General features: G+C 63.8%; 18 protein-coding genes. 6 read left to right on the top strand and 12 right to left on the bottom strand.

The features are described from left to right. Positions 1-8 precede the first annotated feature (8 nt). The gene (locus ECTOBSL9_RS10585) at positions 9-2,750 is read left to right on the top strand and encodes a cation-transporting P-type ATPase (RefSeq protein WP_063465019.1); all 2,742 of its coding nucleotides are present in this window, start codon (positions 9-11) and stop codon (positions 2,748-2,750) included. A 70-nt stretch (positions 2,751-2,820) separates the two neighbouring features. Here the strand turns inward: ECTOBSL9_RS10585 and ECTOBSL9_RS10580 are convergent, their stop codons facing one another. Beyond that, positions 2,821-4,857 (bottom strand): LUD domain-containing protein, encoded by a 2,037-nt coding sequence (locus ECTOBSL9_RS10580; RefSeq protein WP_063465018.1) that lies wholly within the window; start codon positions 4,855-4,857, stop codon positions 2,821-2,823. Beyond that, on the bottom strand, positions 4,854-5,627 hold the full coding sequence (locus ECTOBSL9_RS10575; protein WP_063465017.1) for a (Fe-S)-binding protein: 774 nt from the start codon (positions 5,625-5,627) through the stop codon (positions 4,854-4,856). Before ECTOBSL9_RS10575 ends, ECTOBSL9_RS10580 begins: the two co-directional genes overlap by 4 nt. Before the next feature lie 212 nt (positions 5,628-5,839). Here ECTOBSL9_RS10575 and ECTOBSL9_RS10570 point away from each other — a divergent pair, with 212 nt between their 5' ends. Then, the gene (locus tag ECTOBSL9_RS10570; protein ID WP_063465016.1) at positions 5,840-6,112 is read left to right on the top strand and encodes a DUF4282 domain-containing protein; all 273 of its coding nucleotides are present in this window, start codon (positions 5,840-5,842) and stop codon (positions 6,110-6,112) included. 113 nt (positions 6,113-6,225) lie between these two features. Here the strand turns inward: ECTOBSL9_RS10570 and ECTOBSL9_RS10565 are convergent, their stop codons facing one another. Both ECTOBSL9_RS10565 and ECTOBSL9_RS10560 read right to left on the bottom strand, forming a co-directional pair. After that, complete coding sequence (locus ECTOBSL9_RS10565) at positions 6,226-6,861, bottom strand: GDSL-type esterase/lipase family protein (protein ID WP_063465015.1); 636 nt, start codon at positions 6,859-6,861, stop codon at positions 6,226-6,228. A 160-nt stretch (positions 6,862-7,021) separates the two neighbouring features. Beyond that, on the bottom strand, positions 7,022-7,468 hold the full coding sequence (locus tag ECTOBSL9_RS10560; RefSeq protein ID WP_240480959.1) for a hypothetical protein: 447 nt from the start codon (positions 7,466-7,468) through the stop codon (positions 7,022-7,024). Between the two features lie 93 nt (positions 7,469-7,561). Between ECTOBSL9_RS10560 and mltF the strand changes: the two genes are divergently transcribed. Further along, complete coding sequence (gene mltF, locus ECTOBSL9_RS10555) at positions 7,562-8,914, top strand: membrane-bound lytic murein transglycosylase MltF (RefSeq protein WP_063465014.1); 1,353 nt, start codon at positions 7,562-7,564, stop codon at positions 8,912-8,914. 13 nt (positions 8,915-8,927) lie between these two features. On the opposite strand, the gene ECTOBSL9_RS10550 is transcribed toward mltF, so the two are convergent. The 6 genes from ECTOBSL9_RS10550 to arsD all read right to left on the bottom strand — a co-directional run bounded on the left by ECTOBSL9_RS10550 (position 8,928) and on the right by arsD (position 13,999). Continuing rightward, positions 8,928-9,242, bottom strand: a complete 315-nt coding sequence (locus ECTOBSL9_RS10550; RefSeq protein ID WP_063465013.1) for a hypothetical protein — start codon at positions 9,240-9,242, stop codon at positions 8,928-8,930. 71 nt (positions 9,243-9,313) lie between these two features. Beyond that, a complete protein-coding gene (locus tag ECTOBSL9_RS10545) occupies positions 9,314-9,796 on the bottom strand; it encodes an arsenate reductase ArsC (RefSeq protein WP_063465012.1) in 483 nt (160 codons plus the stop codon). Between the two features lie 83 nt (positions 9,797-9,879). Further along, a complete protein-coding gene (locus tag ECTOBSL9_RS10540; RefSeq protein ID WP_063465011.1) occupies positions 9,880-11,172 on the bottom strand; it encodes an arsenic transporter in 1,293 nt (430 codons plus the stop codon). Positions 11,173-11,234: 62 nt separating this feature from the next. Then, the gene (locus ECTOBSL9_RS10535) at positions 11,235-11,720 is read right to left on the bottom strand and encodes a CBS domain-containing protein (protein ID WP_063465010.1); all 486 of its coding nucleotides are present in this window, start codon (positions 11,718-11,720) and stop codon (positions 11,235-11,237) included. Positions 11,721-11,741: 21 nt separating this feature from the next. Next, entirely contained in the window at positions 11,742-13,454 is a 1,713-nt protein-coding gene (gene arsA / locus ECTOBSL9_RS10530) for an arsenical pump-driving ATPase (RefSeq protein ID WP_063465009.1), read from the bottom strand. Between the two features lie 161 nt (positions 13,455-13,615). After that, a complete protein-coding gene (gene arsD, locus ECTOBSL9_RS10525) occupies positions 13,616-13,999 on the bottom strand; it encodes an arsenite efflux transporter metallochaperone ArsD (protein ID WP_240480958.1) in 384 nt (127 codons plus the stop codon). A gap of 66 nt (positions 14,000-14,065) precedes the next feature. Here arsD and ECTOBSL9_RS10520 point away from each other — a divergent pair, with 66 nt between their 5' ends. The 3 genes from ECTOBSL9_RS10520 (at position 14,066) to ECTOBSL9_RS10510 (ending at position 15,957) form a co-directional block, all read left to right on the top strand. Then, entirely contained in the window at positions 14,066-14,569 is a 504-nt protein-coding gene (locus tag ECTOBSL9_RS10520; RefSeq protein WP_063465008.1) for a disulfide bond formation protein B, read from the top strand. A gap of 120 nt (positions 14,570-14,689) precedes the next feature. Then, entirely contained in the window at positions 14,690-15,688 is a 999-nt protein-coding gene (locus ECTOBSL9_RS10515) for a permease (protein WP_063465007.1), read from the top strand. Positions 15,689-15,720: 32 nt separating this feature from the next. Next, positions 15,721-15,957 (top strand): thioredoxin family protein, encoded by a 237-nt coding sequence (locus tag ECTOBSL9_RS10510; RefSeq protein WP_063465006.1) that lies wholly within the window; start codon positions 15,721-15,723, stop codon positions 15,955-15,957. Between the two features lie 58 nt (positions 15,958-16,015). Here ECTOBSL9_RS10510 and ECTOBSL9_RS10505 read toward each other — a convergent pair whose 3' ends face one another. Continuing rightward, positions 16,016-16,735 carry a DUF3581 domain-containing protein gene (locus ECTOBSL9_RS10505; RefSeq protein ID WP_063465005.1) on the bottom strand — a complete coding sequence of 240 codons (720 nt, stop codon included), beginning with the start codon at positions 16,733-16,735 and terminating at the stop codon, positions 16,016-16,018. A 138-nt stretch (positions 16,736-16,873) separates the two neighbouring features. Beyond that, the gene (locus tag ECTOBSL9_RS10500) at positions 16,874-17,572 is read right to left on the bottom strand and encodes a TVP38/TMEM64 family protein (RefSeq protein ID WP_082829871.1); all 699 of its coding nucleotides are present in this window, start codon (positions 17,570-17,572) and stop codon (positions 16,874-16,876) included. Positions 17,573-17,627: the final 55 nt, after the last annotated feature.

Raw genomic sequence — 17,627 nt, 5'->3', positions numbered from 1 at the left:
CGGTACCGATGGATTCAAACACCCGACAGGATCAAGGTGACACCCAAGAGAGGCCGGTCTGGCACGCCCAGGACCCCGACCAGGTGGTCCGGCATTGGGAGTCGCATGCCGACGGATTGACCACCCAGGCGGCGGAACAGCGCCTGGAGCAGCATGGCCCCAACGAACTGCGCCCGCCGGAAAAGGCCGGCCCGTTGATGCGGTTCTTCCGGCATTTTCACAACATCCTGATCTATATCCTGATGGTGGCCGCCCTGGGCACCGCCCTGCTGGGCCACTGGGTGGACACCGGCGTGATCCTGGCAGTGGTGCTGATCAACACCCTGATCGGCTTCGTGCAGGAGGGGAAGGCCGAAAAAGCCCTGGATGCCATCCGCAAGATGCTCTCACCCCGGGCCCTGGTGCTGCGGGATGGTCATCGGCGCGAGGTGGAGGCCAGCAGCCTGGTTCCCGGGGATGTGGTCTACCTGCAGGCGGGCGACAAGGTACCGGCGGATCTGCGCCTGCTGAATGCCAAGAACCTGCGCATCGACGAGGCCGTGCTCACCGGGGAGTCAGTGCCGGTGGAAAAGGCAGTGCCACCTGTGGCAAGGGATGCCCCCCTGGGCGATCGGCTCTGCATGGCCTATTCCGGCACCCTGGTCACCTTTGGTCGCGGTCGGGGCCTGGTGGTGGCCACCGGGCAGACCACGGAGGTGGGCCGCATCTCCACCATGCTGGGCGAGGTGGACAGCCTGCAGACGCCGCTGGTGCGGCAGATGGAGCAGTTCGGGCGTTGGCTGGCGGGCGTCATCATCGTGGTCGCGGCAGCCACCTTTGCCTTTGGTTACTGGGTGCGCAGCTACCCCCTGGACGAGATGTTTCTCGCCGCTGCCAGTCTGGCGGTGTCCACCATCCCCGAGGGTCTGCCGGCCATCCTGACCATCGCCCTGGCCATCGGCGTGCAGAAGATGGCCCGACGCAACGCCATCATCCGACGCCTGCCGGCGGTGGAGACCCTGGGATCGGTGTCCACCATCTGTTCCGACAAGACCGGCACCCTCACCCGCAACGAGATGACGGTCTCCTCCCTGCGCAGCCGGGAGCATCATGTGCAGGTGGACGGCGTGGGCTACGCGCCCCAGGGCGGGTTTGCCGAGGCCGGCCAGGACATCAATCCCGATGAAGATCCGGTGCTTGCCCAGGCCCTGAGGGTGGGTCTGCTCTGCAACGATGCCCAGGTATTCGAAAAGGAAGGTCACTGGGTGATGGAAGGGGATCCCACGGAGGGCTCCCTGGTGGTCCTGGCCCGCAAGGCCGGCATGGATCCGCAGACCGAACAGGGACAGATGCCCCGGGTGGATGTGATCCCCTTTGAGTCGGACCACAAGTACATGGCCACCCTGCACCGGGATCACGACGGACAGGGCGTGATCTACCTCAAGGGTGCGCCGGAGCGCGTGCTGGAGTTGTGTGAGCATGAGCAGACCCGCGATGGGGCACGCCCGCTGGAGCGGGCCTGGTGGGAGCAGGCCATGGAAGAAGTGGCCGCCCGGGGTGAGCGCCTGCTGGCCGTGGCGGCGAGGGATGCCCGACCGCACCAGAACGAACTCAGCTACAGCCAGGTGGAGGCGGGAGGATTCTCCCTGCTGGCCATCCTGGGCATCATCGACCCACCCCGGGAGGAGGCCATCCGGGCGGTAGGCCAATCCCTGGAGGCGGGCATCCGGGTGAAGATGATCACCGGCGATCATCTCATCACGGCCCAGGCCGTGGGCGGCTTGTTGGGGATCGGCGGCGGCAAAAAGGCCACCGCCATCTCCGGCCACGAGCTGGATCACATGACTCCGGAACAGCTCAGGGAGACCGCCCGCACGACGGATGTGTTCGCCCGCACCACCCCCGAGCACAAGCTGCGACTGGTACAGGCCCTGCAGCACGGCGGCAGCATCGTGGCCATGACGGGTGATGGCGTCAACGACGCCCCTGCCCTGAAGCGCGCCGACGTGGGCGTGGCCATGGGCCACAAGGGCACCGAGGCGGCCAAGGAGGCCTCGGAGATGGTGCTGGCCGATGACAACTTCGCCTCCATCGCCCATGCGGTGGAGGAAGGCCGAACGGTGTACGACAACATCCGCAAGGCCATCCTGCACATGCTGCCCACCAATGCCGGGCAGTCCATGACCATCATGATGGCCATCCTCATGGGCCTGGCCCTGCCCCTCACCCCGGTGCAGGTGCTGTGGGTGAACATGGTCACCTCCGTCACCCTGGCCATGGCCCTGGCCTTCGAGCCCAGCGAGCCGGGGGTAATGAAGCGTCCACCGCGCAATCCCAATGCCCCGTTGCTGTCGGGCTTTCTGCTCTGGCGCATCCCCTTCGTGGCGGTGCTCCTGTGGCTGGGCACGTTCGGGCATTTCGTGTGGATGGAGGAAGTGGTGGGCACCTCCTCCGAACTGGCCCGCACCGTGGCCATCAACACCCTGGTGGCCGGTCAGGCCTTCTACCTGCTGAACCTGCGCCTGATCTATCAGCCGGTCCTGCGTGGCTGGGCCATCTTCCAGTCCAGGGCCATGTGGCTGGCCATCGGCATCCTGGTGCTGCTGCAACTGGCCTTCACCTATGCACCGGTGATGAACACCCTGTTCGGCACCACCCCCATCGGCTGGGAAGACTGGGCCCGCATCCTGCTGTTCGGACTGGCGTTGTTCATCATCGTGGAACTGGAAAAGACGGTGCTGCGGCGACTGCCGTGGGTAAACACTGACTAAAAAGCAAAAAAGGGGACAGACACCTTTTTACCCGTGGAAAAAGGTGTCTGTCCCCTTTTTTTGCCCTTTTTTACAGCATGAACACCTTCAGGCTGCGGGGGCCGTGGGCGCCGAGCTGGATGGTCTGCTCTACGTCTGCGGTGCGCGAAGGGCCGGTGATGAGGTTGATGGTTCGTGGCCAGGGGGTATCCCGTTCCCGGAGTCGCGTCCAGGCATCCTCCAGGCAATCCACCACGTTCGACGACGACAGCACCACAAAGTGGTATTCAGGCAGGAAGTTGATGGTGGTGGGGTCATCTGCACCTGAAGCAAGGACCAGCGTACCCGTCTCGGCCACGCCACAGACCGCCTGGCTCAGGCCGACGGTTTCATCGCCCAGGGCGGGTCCGAAGCGGGGGGCCAGTCCAGCGCCCGCCCAGTCCAGGTGAGCCAGCGCCGGGGCCACGACCACCGGGCCAGCAAGGCCCTGTTGCTGCATGATGCGGGCAAGTTGCCGGGGGATGTCATCTGGCTGATCGACCCACTCAAGGGTCCCGGCAGCCTGCTCCAGCGCACTTTCAAAGCCCCTCATCCCCGGCCCTTCTCCCCCGGGGGGAGAAGGGAGAACATAGGTGGAGTCCGCAGCCTGCGATCCAGAGCCCCTCTCCCCACCGGGGAGAGGGGTTGGGGTGAGGGGGGCGGAAGGCACTGGGCGTCCTCCATCCCACATATCAAGAAAACTGCGCCCCTCCGGCACCGGCAGATACCTCCCGCCCTTAAACCAGCCGGACGCCATGGGCAAACGCCGGAGCACGCCCTGCCCCCTCCCCAGCCAGGCCAGGGTCCGCGCCGACCACCGGGCTACCAGGCGATACAACCCCGGCCGCCGGGCCACCTGACCCCATAGCCACACCGCCCAGCGGGGCCGTCGACCCACCACCCGCTGCTCGAATTGATATTCACGGAGCCCACGGAGCAACTCCGGCAACGGAATCTTCACCGGACACACCTCGGCACAATGGCCATTCAGGGTGCAGGCCTGGGGTAGATCCGGGGCGCTGGCCAGACCGCGGGTCAGGGGGGTGAGCACCGAACCCATGGGCCCGGGGTACACCCACCCATAGGCATGACCGCCGATGGCGCCATACACCGGGCAGTGATTCAGACAGGCCCCGCAACGAATGCAACGCAGCATGGCCCGGTAACGCGGATCCGCCAGCATGCCCGCTCGGCCGTTGTCCACCAGCACCACATGATGCGCCAACGGGCCATCCGTGTCATCGGTGCGGCGTGGACCGGTGGATAGGGTGGTGTAGCTGGTCATCACCTGTCCCGTGGCGCTACGACCCAGCAGGCGCAGCAGGGTCGTCATGTCCTCCAGTGTGGGCACCACCCTCTCGATGCCCGTCACAGAAACATGCACCCGGGGCAACGTGGCGGTCAGATCCCCGTTACCCTCGTTGGTGACGATCACACTGGCACCGTTCTCGGCCACCAGGAAGTTGGCGCCGGTGATGCCCACATCAGCGGTGAGAAAGCGTTCACGCAGCACACTGCGGGCCTCATTCACCAGGCCCGGGATACTGGTCACCCGTTCCGGGAAGCCCAGTATCCGGTGGTATTCGTGAAAGAGTTCGGTGATCTGCTCGCGGGTCTTGTGAACCGCGGGCGCAATGATGTGGCTGGGGGTCTCATGGGCCAGCTGGATGATGTACTCACCCAGGTCGGTCTCCACCCGATCGTAGCCGGCGTCATCCAGGGCTTCGTTGAGACCCACCTCCTCGGCCACCATGGACTTGCCCTTGGTCACGCGTCGGGCACCCGCCTGACGGCAGATATCCAGAACGATGCGCCGGGCCTGTTGGGCATCCGCAGCCCGGTGCACCTGGCCGCCCTGGGCCTCGAAGGCCTGAATGAACTGTTGCAGGTAGTCTTCCAGGTGATCCAGGGTATGGTCCCGGATGGCCACCCCCCGATCGCGCAGGGCCTCGAAGTCGGGCCGGGCGTCCACGGCCTTGCGGCGCTTGAGCACGAAACCATCCCGGGCACGACCCAGGGCCTGCTCCAGATGTCGATCCTTCAGGGCCGCCCGGGCCCGGGACTTGAAATCCCCTGCGGACGTGTTCATGCCCTGCCCTCCCCGATGGCCGGCACGCCGGTGCGCCCGGCCAGCACCTCGGCCACGTGAAAGACCCGGACGGCGCTGCCCTCATGGCGCAGTCGGCCGGCAATGTTCAACAAGCACCCCAGGTCACCACCCAGCAGGAAACCGGCGCCAGTCTCACCCACCCGATGCCCCTTGTCGGACACCATGCGCCCGGAGATCTCCGGGTATTTCACACTGAACAGGCCCCCAAACCCGCAACAGACATGGGCGTCGCTCATCTCCTTGAGTTCCAGCCCCCGCAACGTGGACAGTAGTCGGCGCGGCTGATTCCGCACCCCCAGTTCCCGAAGGCCGGAACACGAGTCGTGATAGGTGGCGATGCCATCCAGTTGCGCATCCACTGCGGTCACTCCCATCACATCCACCAGAAAGGACGTCAGCTCGAAGGTCCGGTCGGCCAGATCCCGAGCCCGGACCTGCAGCTCGGGATCATCAGCAAGCAGGGCTGGATAGGCCTGCATCATGGCGCCGCAGGTGCCCGAGGGCAGCACCACGTAGTCAAAACCCTCGAATTCCTGCAACACCCGCAGCGCCAGGGCCCGGGCAGTGGCCCGGTCGCCGCTGTTATAGGCCGGCTGTCCGCAGCAGGTCTGCCCCCGCGGCACGCTCACCCGGCAGCCCGCCGACTCCAGCAGCTGGATGGCGGAGAACCCCACATTGGGGCGATAAAGGTCCATCAAGCAGGTGGCATACAGGGCCACATGGGGATGTGCGGGGGGATTCACGGTCATGTCCGCCGTCGCGAAATGAATGGGCGCTGTTGCCAAGGATAGACGCTCAACGCCGGGTCGGCAGCGTCTTGCTGTCAACCCACTATACTTTCAGGGGGCTTTCACGTTCGTTCGGCGCGGGCGCCGGGCTGCCCCGCGGTATTCGGCCGCTTTCACGGACCGGTGTCTGCACGCCGATCCACGTCAGGAAGAACTTAAGGGGAGTGACACCAATGAATGACTATCTGCTATTCCGCAAGATGATCACGCCGCCCTTCATCCACATCATTTTCTGGATCGGCTTGGCCGCCATCGTGATCGGCGCGCTGGGGACCATGTTCGGGCAGAGCTTCTTCGGCGGGCTGATGATGCTGGTGCTGGGGGTGGTGTTCTGGCGCGTCGGCTGTGAACTGATGCTGGTCCTGTTCAGCATTCACGACCGGCTTACGGAGATCGCCAGAAAGCCGGACCTGGGTCCGGGTCCGGGCCCAGACACCCGCACCTGAATCCACACACCCAGTGCCTCGGCAACGCCGCGGCGCTGGGTATCTCCCTGCGCATTCCCATGCCCGGGATGTGTGCCGCCATATCACCTCGTACCCGCACCTGTTTGATCACTTCAGTTGATCAACGCGCCTGCCTCCCGGAGCAGGTCATGAATTCGCTCCGCCAGGATTCGATAGCCCTCGGCATTGGGGTGGATGGGGTCCGCCTTGAGGGAATCCCGGGAAAGAATATACGCCAGGGCATCACCCTCCAGGGTCACCCCCAGTTCATCGGCCAGATCCTGGTACACCTGGGCACCACTGAGCCGCCACAGGGCCGGGGTGGGCACCGCCGCCATCACCACCTGGATGTCCCTCTGCCGGGCGGTCAGGATCATGTCCTCCAGGTTCTGTCGTTTGATTTCACCGTCACCGCGCCTGAGCATGTCGTTACCGCCGTGGATCAGGATCAGCAGATCGGGTTGATACTGATCCAGTAATCCGGGCAGACGTACCCGCCCCTGAGTGGTCACCTCGCCGGGCACGCCTGCGTTGATCACCTCCAGACCGGTCATCCGCGCCAGATGCGCCGGATAGCTGGCTCCCGCCTCGGCCCCGGTGCCATGGGTCAGGCTGTCACCAAAGGCCAGGATCACCGCATCTGGTGGCAATAGCAGCAGGGGCTCCGGCCGGGGGGAGCAGGCACCCAGCCAGAACAGGCACACCACCAGCATCAGTGACCACGGGGCACGCCAGTATCTGGACAACATGAAAAGCGCCTCTTGATCTTTGTTCGTTCCGCAAAAAAGGGGACAGACACCTTTTTACCCTGCTCTTTCCGAATCTCGTTGGCAAACCCAGGCTCGTGCCAAACGTTGGAAAAAGGTGTCTGTCCCCTTTTTTGGTCTGTCCCCTTTTTTGGTCCCCTTTTCAGGTGCGCTGGCGGCGGAAGGGGATCACCTGGCCTGTTGGCGCACCCTGCAGGGCGTGGCGGGATGCCAGCTGATCCAGGGCGCGGCGCAACTCGCCGTGGAGCCGGCGCACCACCTCCGCTGAATCCTGTCGGAAAAAGACCAGTTCAAACGGTACCGGGGCGTCCAGCGAATCACGCTCGCTTGGGCGAAAGTGACGCCAGGCCACCTCCACCACGCGGGAACCCATTCCATCCACGAAGAGAAATTCCCGCGCCTGTAACACCGCAAGGTACTGCATGGAGCGGATCGGCACGAACAGGCTCGTTTCACCACTATGAGCCAGCAGCAACTGGGCGCGATTATAGGTGGCGGCGGCCAGCGTCTGATGCTGCTGCCCTAGAGGTTCACCCATGTAGAAGGACTCTGTGACCTTCATGCGCTCATCCCCTTTACCCACCATCATGGCCCGAATCCCACTGGTGTGCCTGGCCTGTGTCTGCACACCGTCTACGGGATGAGTATAGTCTTGCTTATGGGATAGCCGTGAGACGAATTGATGAGAAAGCTACCTGGCCTTTTGCCTCTTCTCTGCCTGACCCTGGCACTGCTCAGCGGCTGTGACAGGGGGGCCGGCGTGGCTCAAATCCATCCGGATGAATCCGGGGTGCTGGTCGTGGTGACCCGAAACGGACCCACCACCTACTATCTGGACCGACACGAGCGTCCCAGTGGGCCTGAATACGATCTGGTGACCGATTTTGCCGAAGCCCGGGGTTGGGAGGTGGATTGGATGGTGGTGGATTCCACTGCCCGGGTGATCGAGGCACTGGAGGCGGGCAAGGCCCACCTGGCCGCGTCGGGACTGACACACCTGGAATCCCGTAACCAGCGCTTTGAACGGGGGCCGGCTCACACCGAGGTCACTCAACAGGTGGTATGCCATCGTGATCTTGCCAGCAAGCCCAGGCAAACCCCGGATCTGGCCGACGTGGAAATCGTGGTGACAGCGGATTCGAGCTACGCCGAGCGGCTGCGGACGCTGGCGGGCGATCACGAGGGGCTGAGTTTCCAGGAAGTGGACAAGGGCACCGAACGGCTGCTGGGAGAAGTGGCGGAAAACGCCCTGCAGTGCACCGTGGCCGACTCCAACATCGTCAAGGTCAACCGCCGTTTCATGCCGTCACTGAGCGTGGCCATGGATCTCACCGAGGGCCAGAACCTGGGCTGGTACCTGGCTCAAGGCACCACGAAGCTCTCCGAGCAGGCCTTCAGCTGGATGAACAGCCGTGAGGGCGATGAAGCCATCGATCGCATGGAGCGCAGGCATTATGCGTACATCGAAGAGTTTGATTATGTGGACCTGCGGGCCCTGAACCGGCGCATTGAGGATCGCCTGCCCGAGTTCAAGGATCTTTTTCTGGCCGCCGAGGAGGAAACCGACATGCCGGCAGACCTGCTGGCGGCCCTGTCCTATCAGGAATCTCACTGGAATCCCAATGCACGCAGTCCCACTGGCGTACGCGGCATGATGATGCTCACCCAGAACACCGCACGATCCCTGGGCGTCACCAATCGCCTGGATCCTGAACAAAGCATCCTGGCCGGTGCCCGCTATCTGGAAGATCGTCACCAGCGACTGCCGGATCACATTCCGGAACCCGACCGTACCTTCCTGGCCCTGGCTAGCTACAACGTGGGAAGGGGCCACCTCCTGGACGCACGCCAACTGGCCCGGGATCTGGGGAAAGACCCGGACAGCTGGGCTGACATGCGGGAGGTTCTACCGCTCCTCTCGGATGAGCGGTATTACCCACAGTTACGGTATGGCTACGCGCGAGGTTACGAGCCAGTGCACTTCGTGCAGCGCATCCGCAATTATAGAGACGTGCTGAGTCAGGTGTTCGACTGAGCCACGCAGCCCATTAACGCTGCGGGCGCTCCCGCAGATCCCCTGCTGGAACGGCTTCATCCCGATCCAGGGTCACCAGCACCGGCTGGATCTCCTCGGCGTCGTCCATCAGGAACTGGTCGCTGTCCATCCACGGCGGCGGGCCGCTGGGGCGCATCTCCATGATGTTGGACAGGGAGGGCATCTCCACCTGGGATATCAACTCCGCCGCCGAATCCCGCGCAACCGGGTTCTGCAGCGTGAGCACCAGCCCGGTGAACAGCACCAGTGCCCCCAGCTGGAACTGCTGGCGGTCGATCGAGTGTCTGGCAAGGATGCGATCAAGCATGGATGAGGCCTCGTAGGTGGCAAGGTGGTGACGTTATCGCTTCGTACACCATTGTGCAATGGACCCCGGCCTCAGGGGGTTTGTTCCCCGATGCGATCCAGCGCCGTCTTGAGGGCGTCCCGATCTCGCCACACCGGGTCGTTCTGGCTCAGAGCCAGGAACGCCTCGATCCGATGCCGCAGAATGCAGTAGGCCTGCTCAAAGGACGCGTTGATCTCCTCCTCGGTGCCGGTGGCCTTGGCCGGGTCCTCCACACCCCAGTGGGTGCGCAGGGCCGATCCCAGGTACACCGGGCAGGTCTCCCCGGCCGCACTGGCACAGACCGTGACCACCACATCCGGGGTTTGAGGCAGGTCTTCCCAGGATTTGCTGTGAAGCCCCTGGGTGGGAATACCCTCCCGCTCCAGCAAGGCCAGGGAGCGGGGATGAACCGCCCCGGTGGGCTGACTGCCGGCACTCATAGCCTGCCAGCCCTCGGGGGCCAGGGCATTGAAGGTGGCCTCCGCCAGGATGGAACGGCAGGAATTGCCGGTGCACAGAAACAGCAGATTCATGGAACGTTACTCTCGTGGCCAATGGGATGGAATGGAAACAGCTCATGGGGGAGCGGCTTGTGGCCACCCCCCCATCAAGGGCATCAGCGGATGATGCTCAGCCAACCCGCCAGGGCGAGCAGGGTCACCAGCAGCACCGGCGGCGTGATCATGATGCCAATCTTGAAGTACTGCCCCCAGGTGATGTGGATGCCCCTGCGCGCCAGCACATGCAGCCACAGCAGCGTGGCCAGTGATCCAATGGGTGTGATCTTGGGCCCCAGGTCCGAACCGACCACATTGGCGTAGATCATGGCCTCCTTGATGACACCGGTCACCTGGGCCTCATCGATGGACAAGGCCACCACCATCACGGCGGGCATGTTGTTCATGATCGAGGAGAGGAAGGCGGCGATGAACCCGGTCCCCACGGCGGAGGCCATCACCCCGTACTGACCGATCCAGTTCAGGGCACCGGCGATATCGGCGGTCAGGCCGGCATTACGCAGACCGTAGACCACCAGATACATGCCGATGGAGAAGATCACGATCTGCCAGGGGGCACTGAGCACCACCCGCCGGGTGGAGATGGCCCGGCCCCGGGCGGCCACGGCCAGCAGCACCGCGGCGCCCACGCCGACGATGGCGGAGATGGGCACCCCCATGGGTTCGATCACCAGGAAAGAGAACAGCAACAGGGCCAGCACACCCCAACCGGCCTTGAACACCGCCGGGTCCTTGATGGCCTGCTCGGGTGTCCGCAGCCCGGCCAGTTGATAGGTGCGCGGGATCTGCTTGCGGAAGAACAGATAGAGCACGGCCAGGGACGCGGTCACCGAGACCAGGTTGACCACCACCATCACCGACGCATACTCCCGGAAGCTGATCCCGAAGAAGTCGGCGGAGACGATGTTCACCAGGTTGGAGATCACCAGGGGCAGACTGGCCGTATCGGCAATGAAGCCGGCCGCGATCACGAAGGCAAAGGCCGCCCCGGCGGAGAAGCCCAGGGCCAGCAGCATCTCCAGGACGATGGGCGTGAGCATCAGGGCCGCCCCGTCGTTGGCAAACATGGCTGCCACCGCAGCCCCCAGGAGGATGATGAAGGCGTAGAGCCTGGGCCCGCTGCCCGCCCCCCAGCGGGCCACGTGCAATGCCGCCCACTCGAAGAAACCGGCCTCGTCCAGCAACAGGGAGATGATGATGATGAAGACAAAGGTCAGGGTGGCGTTCCAGACGATGTCCACCACAATGGGCACATCGGAGAACTGCACCACGCCGGTGGCCAGAGCCAGCGCCGCGCCCGCCATGGCGCTCCAGCCAATGCCCAGGCCCTTGGGTTGCCAGATGACAAGGGTGATGGTGGCGACGAAGATCGTCAGTGCGGTGAGGAGCATGGGTGGATCCCTGGGTTCGGATGATTGGGTTCGAATATCTGCTTTGAGAATGAGGGGCGCTGCTATTTCTCCGCCCTGAACGGATTGCAGCACCCCGGGTCTTCCGCCAGGCAACCCAACAGGTCGAATCGGGAAATGATCCCCACCAACTGCTCCCCCTCCACCACCGGCAGGGCCTGTACCCCGTGCTCCAGGAACATGCGCGCCGCCTGGGTCATGTCATCGTCGGGGCTCAGGGTGATCAGCTTGCGGGTCATCACCTCTCCAGCGGTACGGCCGCTGGCGCGATTCGGGCCCTCGTCCCGCGCGCCACCGATGGGCGAACGGTAATAGGACTCCTTCCACCAGGATTCCCGTTGTTCGATGCGTTCATCGGCCAGCCGATGGGTGAGATCGCCGGTGGTGACGATACCCTCCAGATGCCCCTCCCCACTCACCACCGGCAGGCCATTGATGCGATGCTCAACCATCAGGCGGGCCACCTCGGGGATGGGCGTATCCGGGCTGACCCGCTGAGGGTCCTTGGTCATGAAATCACGTATGCGCATGGCGGCAATGCCTCTATGTGATCAGTCGTAGGTCTCGCTCCAGGGCTCCACCACCAATCGTTGGTGGTGTTGCTCCAGGATCTCCCGGATCCATCGGCCCTCGGCGGCCTGACGGGCCTTGAGGATGGGATCGCTCACCTTCACCGGGCTCAGCGCCTGATTGACGATCCAGCCGGCCGGTTCGATGCCGGCCCGTCGCAGGTCCGCCTGCAGGGCTGCAGCCTCGTGCACGGGCGTGGCCTCGGGCAGGGTACAGATGAGCACATGGGTGAAGGCCGGATCCCGTAGTCGGGGCAGCAATTGCTCCACCGCCTCGGGCACGCCCTGACTCTGACGCCCCAATTCCCGATGATAGGCCTGCGCGGCATCCAGCAGGAGGATGGTGTGACCGGTGGGCGCGGTATCCAGGACCACGAACTGATCCCGGGCCTGGTCGACGGTCTTGGCAAAGGCCTGGAAGACGGCGATCTCTTCGGTACAGGGGGAACGCAGATCCTCTTCCAGCAGGCGTCGACCTTCCTCGTCCAGATCCTTGCCGGCGGAGGCCATGACTTCGTCCCGATAACGCTGGGTCTCCAGGACCGGGTCCACCCGGCCGATGGTCATGCCTTCGGGAATCTCGCCCACGGCGGCCTCCACATGGGCCGCCGGGTCCGTGGTGGTCAGATGGACCTTGTGGCCACGCTGGGCCAGGGCCACGGCGAGACGGGCCGCCAGGGTGGTCTTGCCCACGCCTCCCTTGCCCATGGTCATGATCGCCCCATGGCCGTCGGCTCCCAGGGAATCCACCAGCGCATCGAAGGTCTCGCCCTCGGGCGCCTGAACCGATTCACCGGGCGCGGACGGGGGTTCCACCTCGGCCAGCAGGATGCGCAGGCCTTCAAGGCCCATGGGGGGGCGCCCCCGCAACGGGCGTTCACTGCGAGGCAGATCCCTGAGCATGGCGGGCATGCGCTCCAGGGCCTGACGCCCCCGCGCCTCCAGGGCGCAGGCCACGGGATCGTCCCGATCCAGGGCCTGGAACAGGCCATTCACCACCAGGTGCTGATTGGCCACGCCCAATGCCCGCAGCTCCCCGCTGGAGCGGGCCGCCTCGTTGAGGGCTGCCGCCTCGGGGCGGCTGACAAGTACCAGGGTGGTGCGCTGGCCATCGCCCAGGCTGTCCACCGCCTGGGCGTAGGTCTCCTTCTGATTGGCCAGACCCTCCAGCGGCCCCAGGCAGGAGGTGCCCGAGGTGTTGGACTCGATATATCCGGTCCAGGCGCTGGGCAGGGACAAGAGGCGCAAGGTATGCCCGGTGGGTGCGGTATCGAAGATCAGATGATCGAAGTCCCGGGTGGATTCAGCATCGCCCAGCAGGGCCGCAAAGGCATCAAAGGCTGCAATTTCCATGGTACAGGCACCCGAGAGCTGCTCCTCCATGCTATTCACCACGGCCTCCGGGAGCTTGCCCCGATAGGGGCCCACCACCCGCTCGCGATAATCGGCGGCGGCCTTTTCCGGGTCGATATTCAGGGCCTTGAGGCCCGGAACATTCAGTATGGGGGTGGGTGTGTCGGAGAGAGGGGTCTCCAGGACCTCATCCACATTGGAAGCCGGGTCGGTAGAGATGAGCAGGACCTTCTTGCCCTGTTCCGCCAGGGCCAGCGCACTGGCACAGGCCAGCGAGGTCTTGCCCACACCACCCTTGCCGGTGAAAAAGAGATGTCGGGTCGGGTGTTGCAGGAAATTCATGGCGGTGCCTCGATGTGGATTCATGTGCTGTTGAGTGAGGGCGCGAAAGCCAGCCCCATGCCCTCCCACGCCCCTCATCCCCAGCGCTTCTCCCCCTGGGGGAGAAGGGAGTCAAAGCCCTCCCCGGGAGAAAGGGAGCGTGGACGCGGCGGACCTTCAAATCAGCCGCAGCAGCTATTGCCCGGGCTGACACTCGTGCTGCACTCCGCCTCCAGCCCCGTCCATTGAGCCAGTTGCTCCCGATCGGGGTAGGCCCCCTGGCTCTTGACCTCTCCATCCACCAGAAACACCGGCAAGGCGCCCTCGCCTTCCTTCTCCAGAATGCCCTGAATGGTAGCGTTTTCCACGAAAGCACCCGGTTGCTGTGACAGGTTGTAACGGTTCACCGTCACGCCGGAATGGCGCAGCCAGGCCAGGTCGCCTGCCAGCTTGGAGAGTTTGGGGTCCACGCTGGGTCCGCATACACCGCTGGCGCAGCACTGGGGTGGATCGAATACGGTCACTTCGGTCATGATGAGCGTCTCCAGGACAATGACATTGCTCATGGAGCATACGCCCTGCGACATATATGATCAACCGTATATATCCACGCAAACCATGAGAGATTCGACATGTTCACACCGGCGGTTCGCCCCCTCTGGCTCGCGATAGCCTTGTTCTGTGCCCTGGCGGCCAGCCTGAGTATTGCTCTGACCGAACTCTTCAATCTGCACCCGTGTCATCTGTGCATCTTCCAGCGACTGCTGTTCATGGTCCTGACGGTCCTGGCCCTGGGCGGCGTGCTATTCGGGTCCGCCCTGCCCGGGACGATCCTGGGCGTGCTGGTGGTCGCGACAGCAGGCACGGGGCTGGGGGTGGCAGGCTACCAGAGCTGGCTGGAACGCCAGCCCGCGGACCTGGGGTTTTCCTGCATGGGCGTTGAACCGGGACCGATCGAACGCCTTGTGGAGTGGCTGGGGGATCAGGCACCCACGTTGTTCATGGCCACGGGCATGTGTGATGAGATGGGACCGCAGGTCCTGGGCATCTCCCTGGCCAATGCAGCGGTTGTGGGCCATCTGCTGGTCATTGGACTGGCCATCTGGGCCCTGTGGCGGGCACGCCAGCCGTTCTGATAACACCCGGGCATGGATGACCGGCGACTGCCGGTCGACCAGCCCTGGTGACGGAAGGCTTGATATATGATTTTCCATATATTAGTTTAAAAGCATATATCGGACGGGACACCCCAACCCATGCTGGAAATCTTCACCCAGATCGCCAATCTTGTGGCCTACACCCTTATGGGTCTGGACCCGCAGACCCCCTTCGGTGCGGCCACCCACTTCTTCATCAAGAGCACCACCACCATCTTCACCCTGCTGGTGGTGATGATCTATCTCATCGCCCTGATCCGCGCTTCCCTGAACGTGGAGCGCATGCGTGCCTTCCTGGCCGGACGCAATCGGGTGGTGGGATATTTTTTTGGTTCAACCTTTGGGGCCATCACGCCCTTCTGCTCCTGTTCCAGCGTGCCGGTGTTCATTGGCTTCACTTCCGCCCGGATTCCCATCGGGGTCACGATGGCCTTTCTCATCACCTCGCCCATGATCAACCAGGTGGCCGTTGTGGTCCTCTGGGGGCTCCTGGGCTGGCAGTTCACGCTACTCTACATCCTGATGGGCTTTGTTGTGGGAATGCTGGCAGGTGCCTTCCTGGATGCCATCAATGCCCAGCGCTATCTGCAGCCCTTCCTTGCCGAGGCCTATGCCAAGGGGGAGGTCCCCGCGGGTGACGGCACGCAGCGCGAGCCCCTGACGATGAAGGATCGACACCTCTTCGCCCGGGCCGAGACACTGGAGATCCTCGGGCGGGTCTGGAAATGGGTCTTCATCGGCGTGGGTCTGGGCGCCCTGCTCTATGGTTACGTCCCGGAAGGCTGGGTCGAGTCAAACCTGGGTGGGGGGCAGTGGTGGCAGGTCCCGGCGGCGGTACTGCTGGGTATTCCCCTCTACACCAACATTACCGGCGTGGTGCCCGTGATGGAGAGTCTTATCCTTCAAGGCCTGCCCATCGGCACCACCATGGCCTTCTGCATGAGTACCGTGGCCGCCAGTTTCCCCGAGTTTGTCCTGCTCAAGCAGGTGATGCAGTGGCGCTTGCTGGCCATTTTCTTCCTGTTACTGCTGGTGGCCTTCACGCTCGTGGGCTGGATACTGAATCTGGTCGAGCCTCTGCTCACCCTGAACCTGTAACCCGTTATCCCTTACGAATGAGGAACACAGAAATGAAAGAGATCAAAGTACTTGGCATGGGCTGTGCTCGCTGCACCGACACCGCCGACCTGATCGAGCGCACCGCCAAGGAGATGGGGGCACAAGCCAACGTCGCCAAGGACACCCGCCCGGAGGCCCTGGTGGAATACAAGGTCATGTCCACTCCGGCCGTGGTGATCGACGGGAAAGTGGTTCACACCGGCTCCATCCCCAAGGCAGACCAGGTGCGTAGCTGGCTTTCGGATTGATCGTCACGCGAGACATGGCGGCGCAGGGATGCGACCGCCACGGGCTCACACACGGTTCTTACGCGGTGGCCTGGTAATCCGACTTCCAGCCGTCGTACTGACGCACCAGATCATCCATCACCGCCTGCTCGAAGGGCCGAAGACCAGAGATGATCAGCTTCTTGCGACCGCTACCCACCACCTTTTCATCCGCCAGCAGGTCGAAATCCAGGGCCACGTCGCCGCGCTTGCCGTTGACCACCAGTTCGGCATTGGAAAAGCGCAGGCTGGGCGCCGGTGCCGGCCACTCATCGAAGGCAAAGGACATGCTGTCGTAGAACACCAGCGGGCGCTGCGGGTTGACCATCACGTTGTGCTGCTTCATCAACGGCACCAGGATGTGAGGAAAATTCTGGCCCGAAAACGCAGCGTAGTCCCGGGTAAGGGATTCGATCAACTGAGGGTCGGTGGAGGGCTCTCCCTCCCGTTCCACTTCCAGATAGGTCTTGCCCGCTTCATCCTGGATCGAAAGCCTGGACTCGTCGGAGGGGGAGAATCGCAGGGCCACATCGGCGCCCACCATGCTGGTAAAGCGAAAGCTCATGCGCGGGCTCACCCCGTAGTGGTTGAGCACGAGGCAGAACAGCAGGTCACCCGGCACGCAGAAGCGCTTGGCATCGGGGTTGTGGATGGGGTTGAAGTCCCCGGCCACCTGCTTGGCAAATCGGCTGGCCTGATCCGGTGTGACTCGAACGGCCCCGTTGTCACGGGCATGAAATTCGTCAAGATACGAAGGCAAGGGGTCAATCTCCCGGGCTCGGTGGTTGTGATGCTGCAAGGCCGGTGGATTCTACTAAGCCCAGTGAGTCCAAAGCCAGTTAACTGGCCGACCCCACGGGGCATGACCAGGCCTGGTCAGTGGACTATGGATGCTGGGTCAGCGGCGGCCACGGTGGCGCAGGAACAGGTGTCGGGCCACTGCGCCGATACCCAGGAACAGGGCCAGCAGCAGCAACGGCACGACTGACTCAAGACCCAGCGGCTCGGCCCCCGTGCCCACATCCACCAGGGCATCCACGGCGGCGGCGTAGACCATCCACTTGACCCCAAGACCGATCACCGCCGCCAACAAAAAGGTCTTCAAGGGAAGATGCAGAATGCCCGCCGCATAATTGACCACCGAATGGGGAAAGCCGGGGGTCACCCTCAGGGTCAGCTGCGTGAGCAGGTCTCCCCGCTCCCGCAACAAATTCATCACCCGCCCGTGGTCCACCTCTTCGGGATGGGCGCCCCTCAAGCGCCGGGAGATCACGTAGGCCCCCAGCGCACCCAGCACGCTGCCGCAGGTGAGGATCAGGGCCGCCACCGGCGGAGAGTAGATGGGGGCCACCACCCAGAGCATCAGGGTACCCGGCAGGGCCGCGGCCAGCAGCAGGGCCTGAAGCAGGATGATTCCCACGGCCACCAGAGGGTTGGCACTCATGGCGTGGCCCCATTCCAGCAGGGCATCCAGCGACACCGGCTGCCACGCAGCGATCAGCAGCCCGGCGACGACCAGTAAGGCGAGGACCCAAAGGCGCGGGCGCGCAAGGAAGTACCTAAGGGCACCCCGATCAGTCGTGGATGGTGGGTTCATCCCCCAACGCTAACCACTAACGACCCTACCGGCAAGCGGGATACGTCAAGCAATC

It is taken from the genome of Ectothiorhodospira sp. BSL-9, assembly GCF_001632845.1.
Lineage (GTDB): Bacteria > Pseudomonadota > Gammaproteobacteria > Ectothiorhodospirales > Ectothiorhodospiraceae > Ectothiorhodospira.
This window is presented reverse-complemented; position numbering and strand designations above follow the sequence as displayed.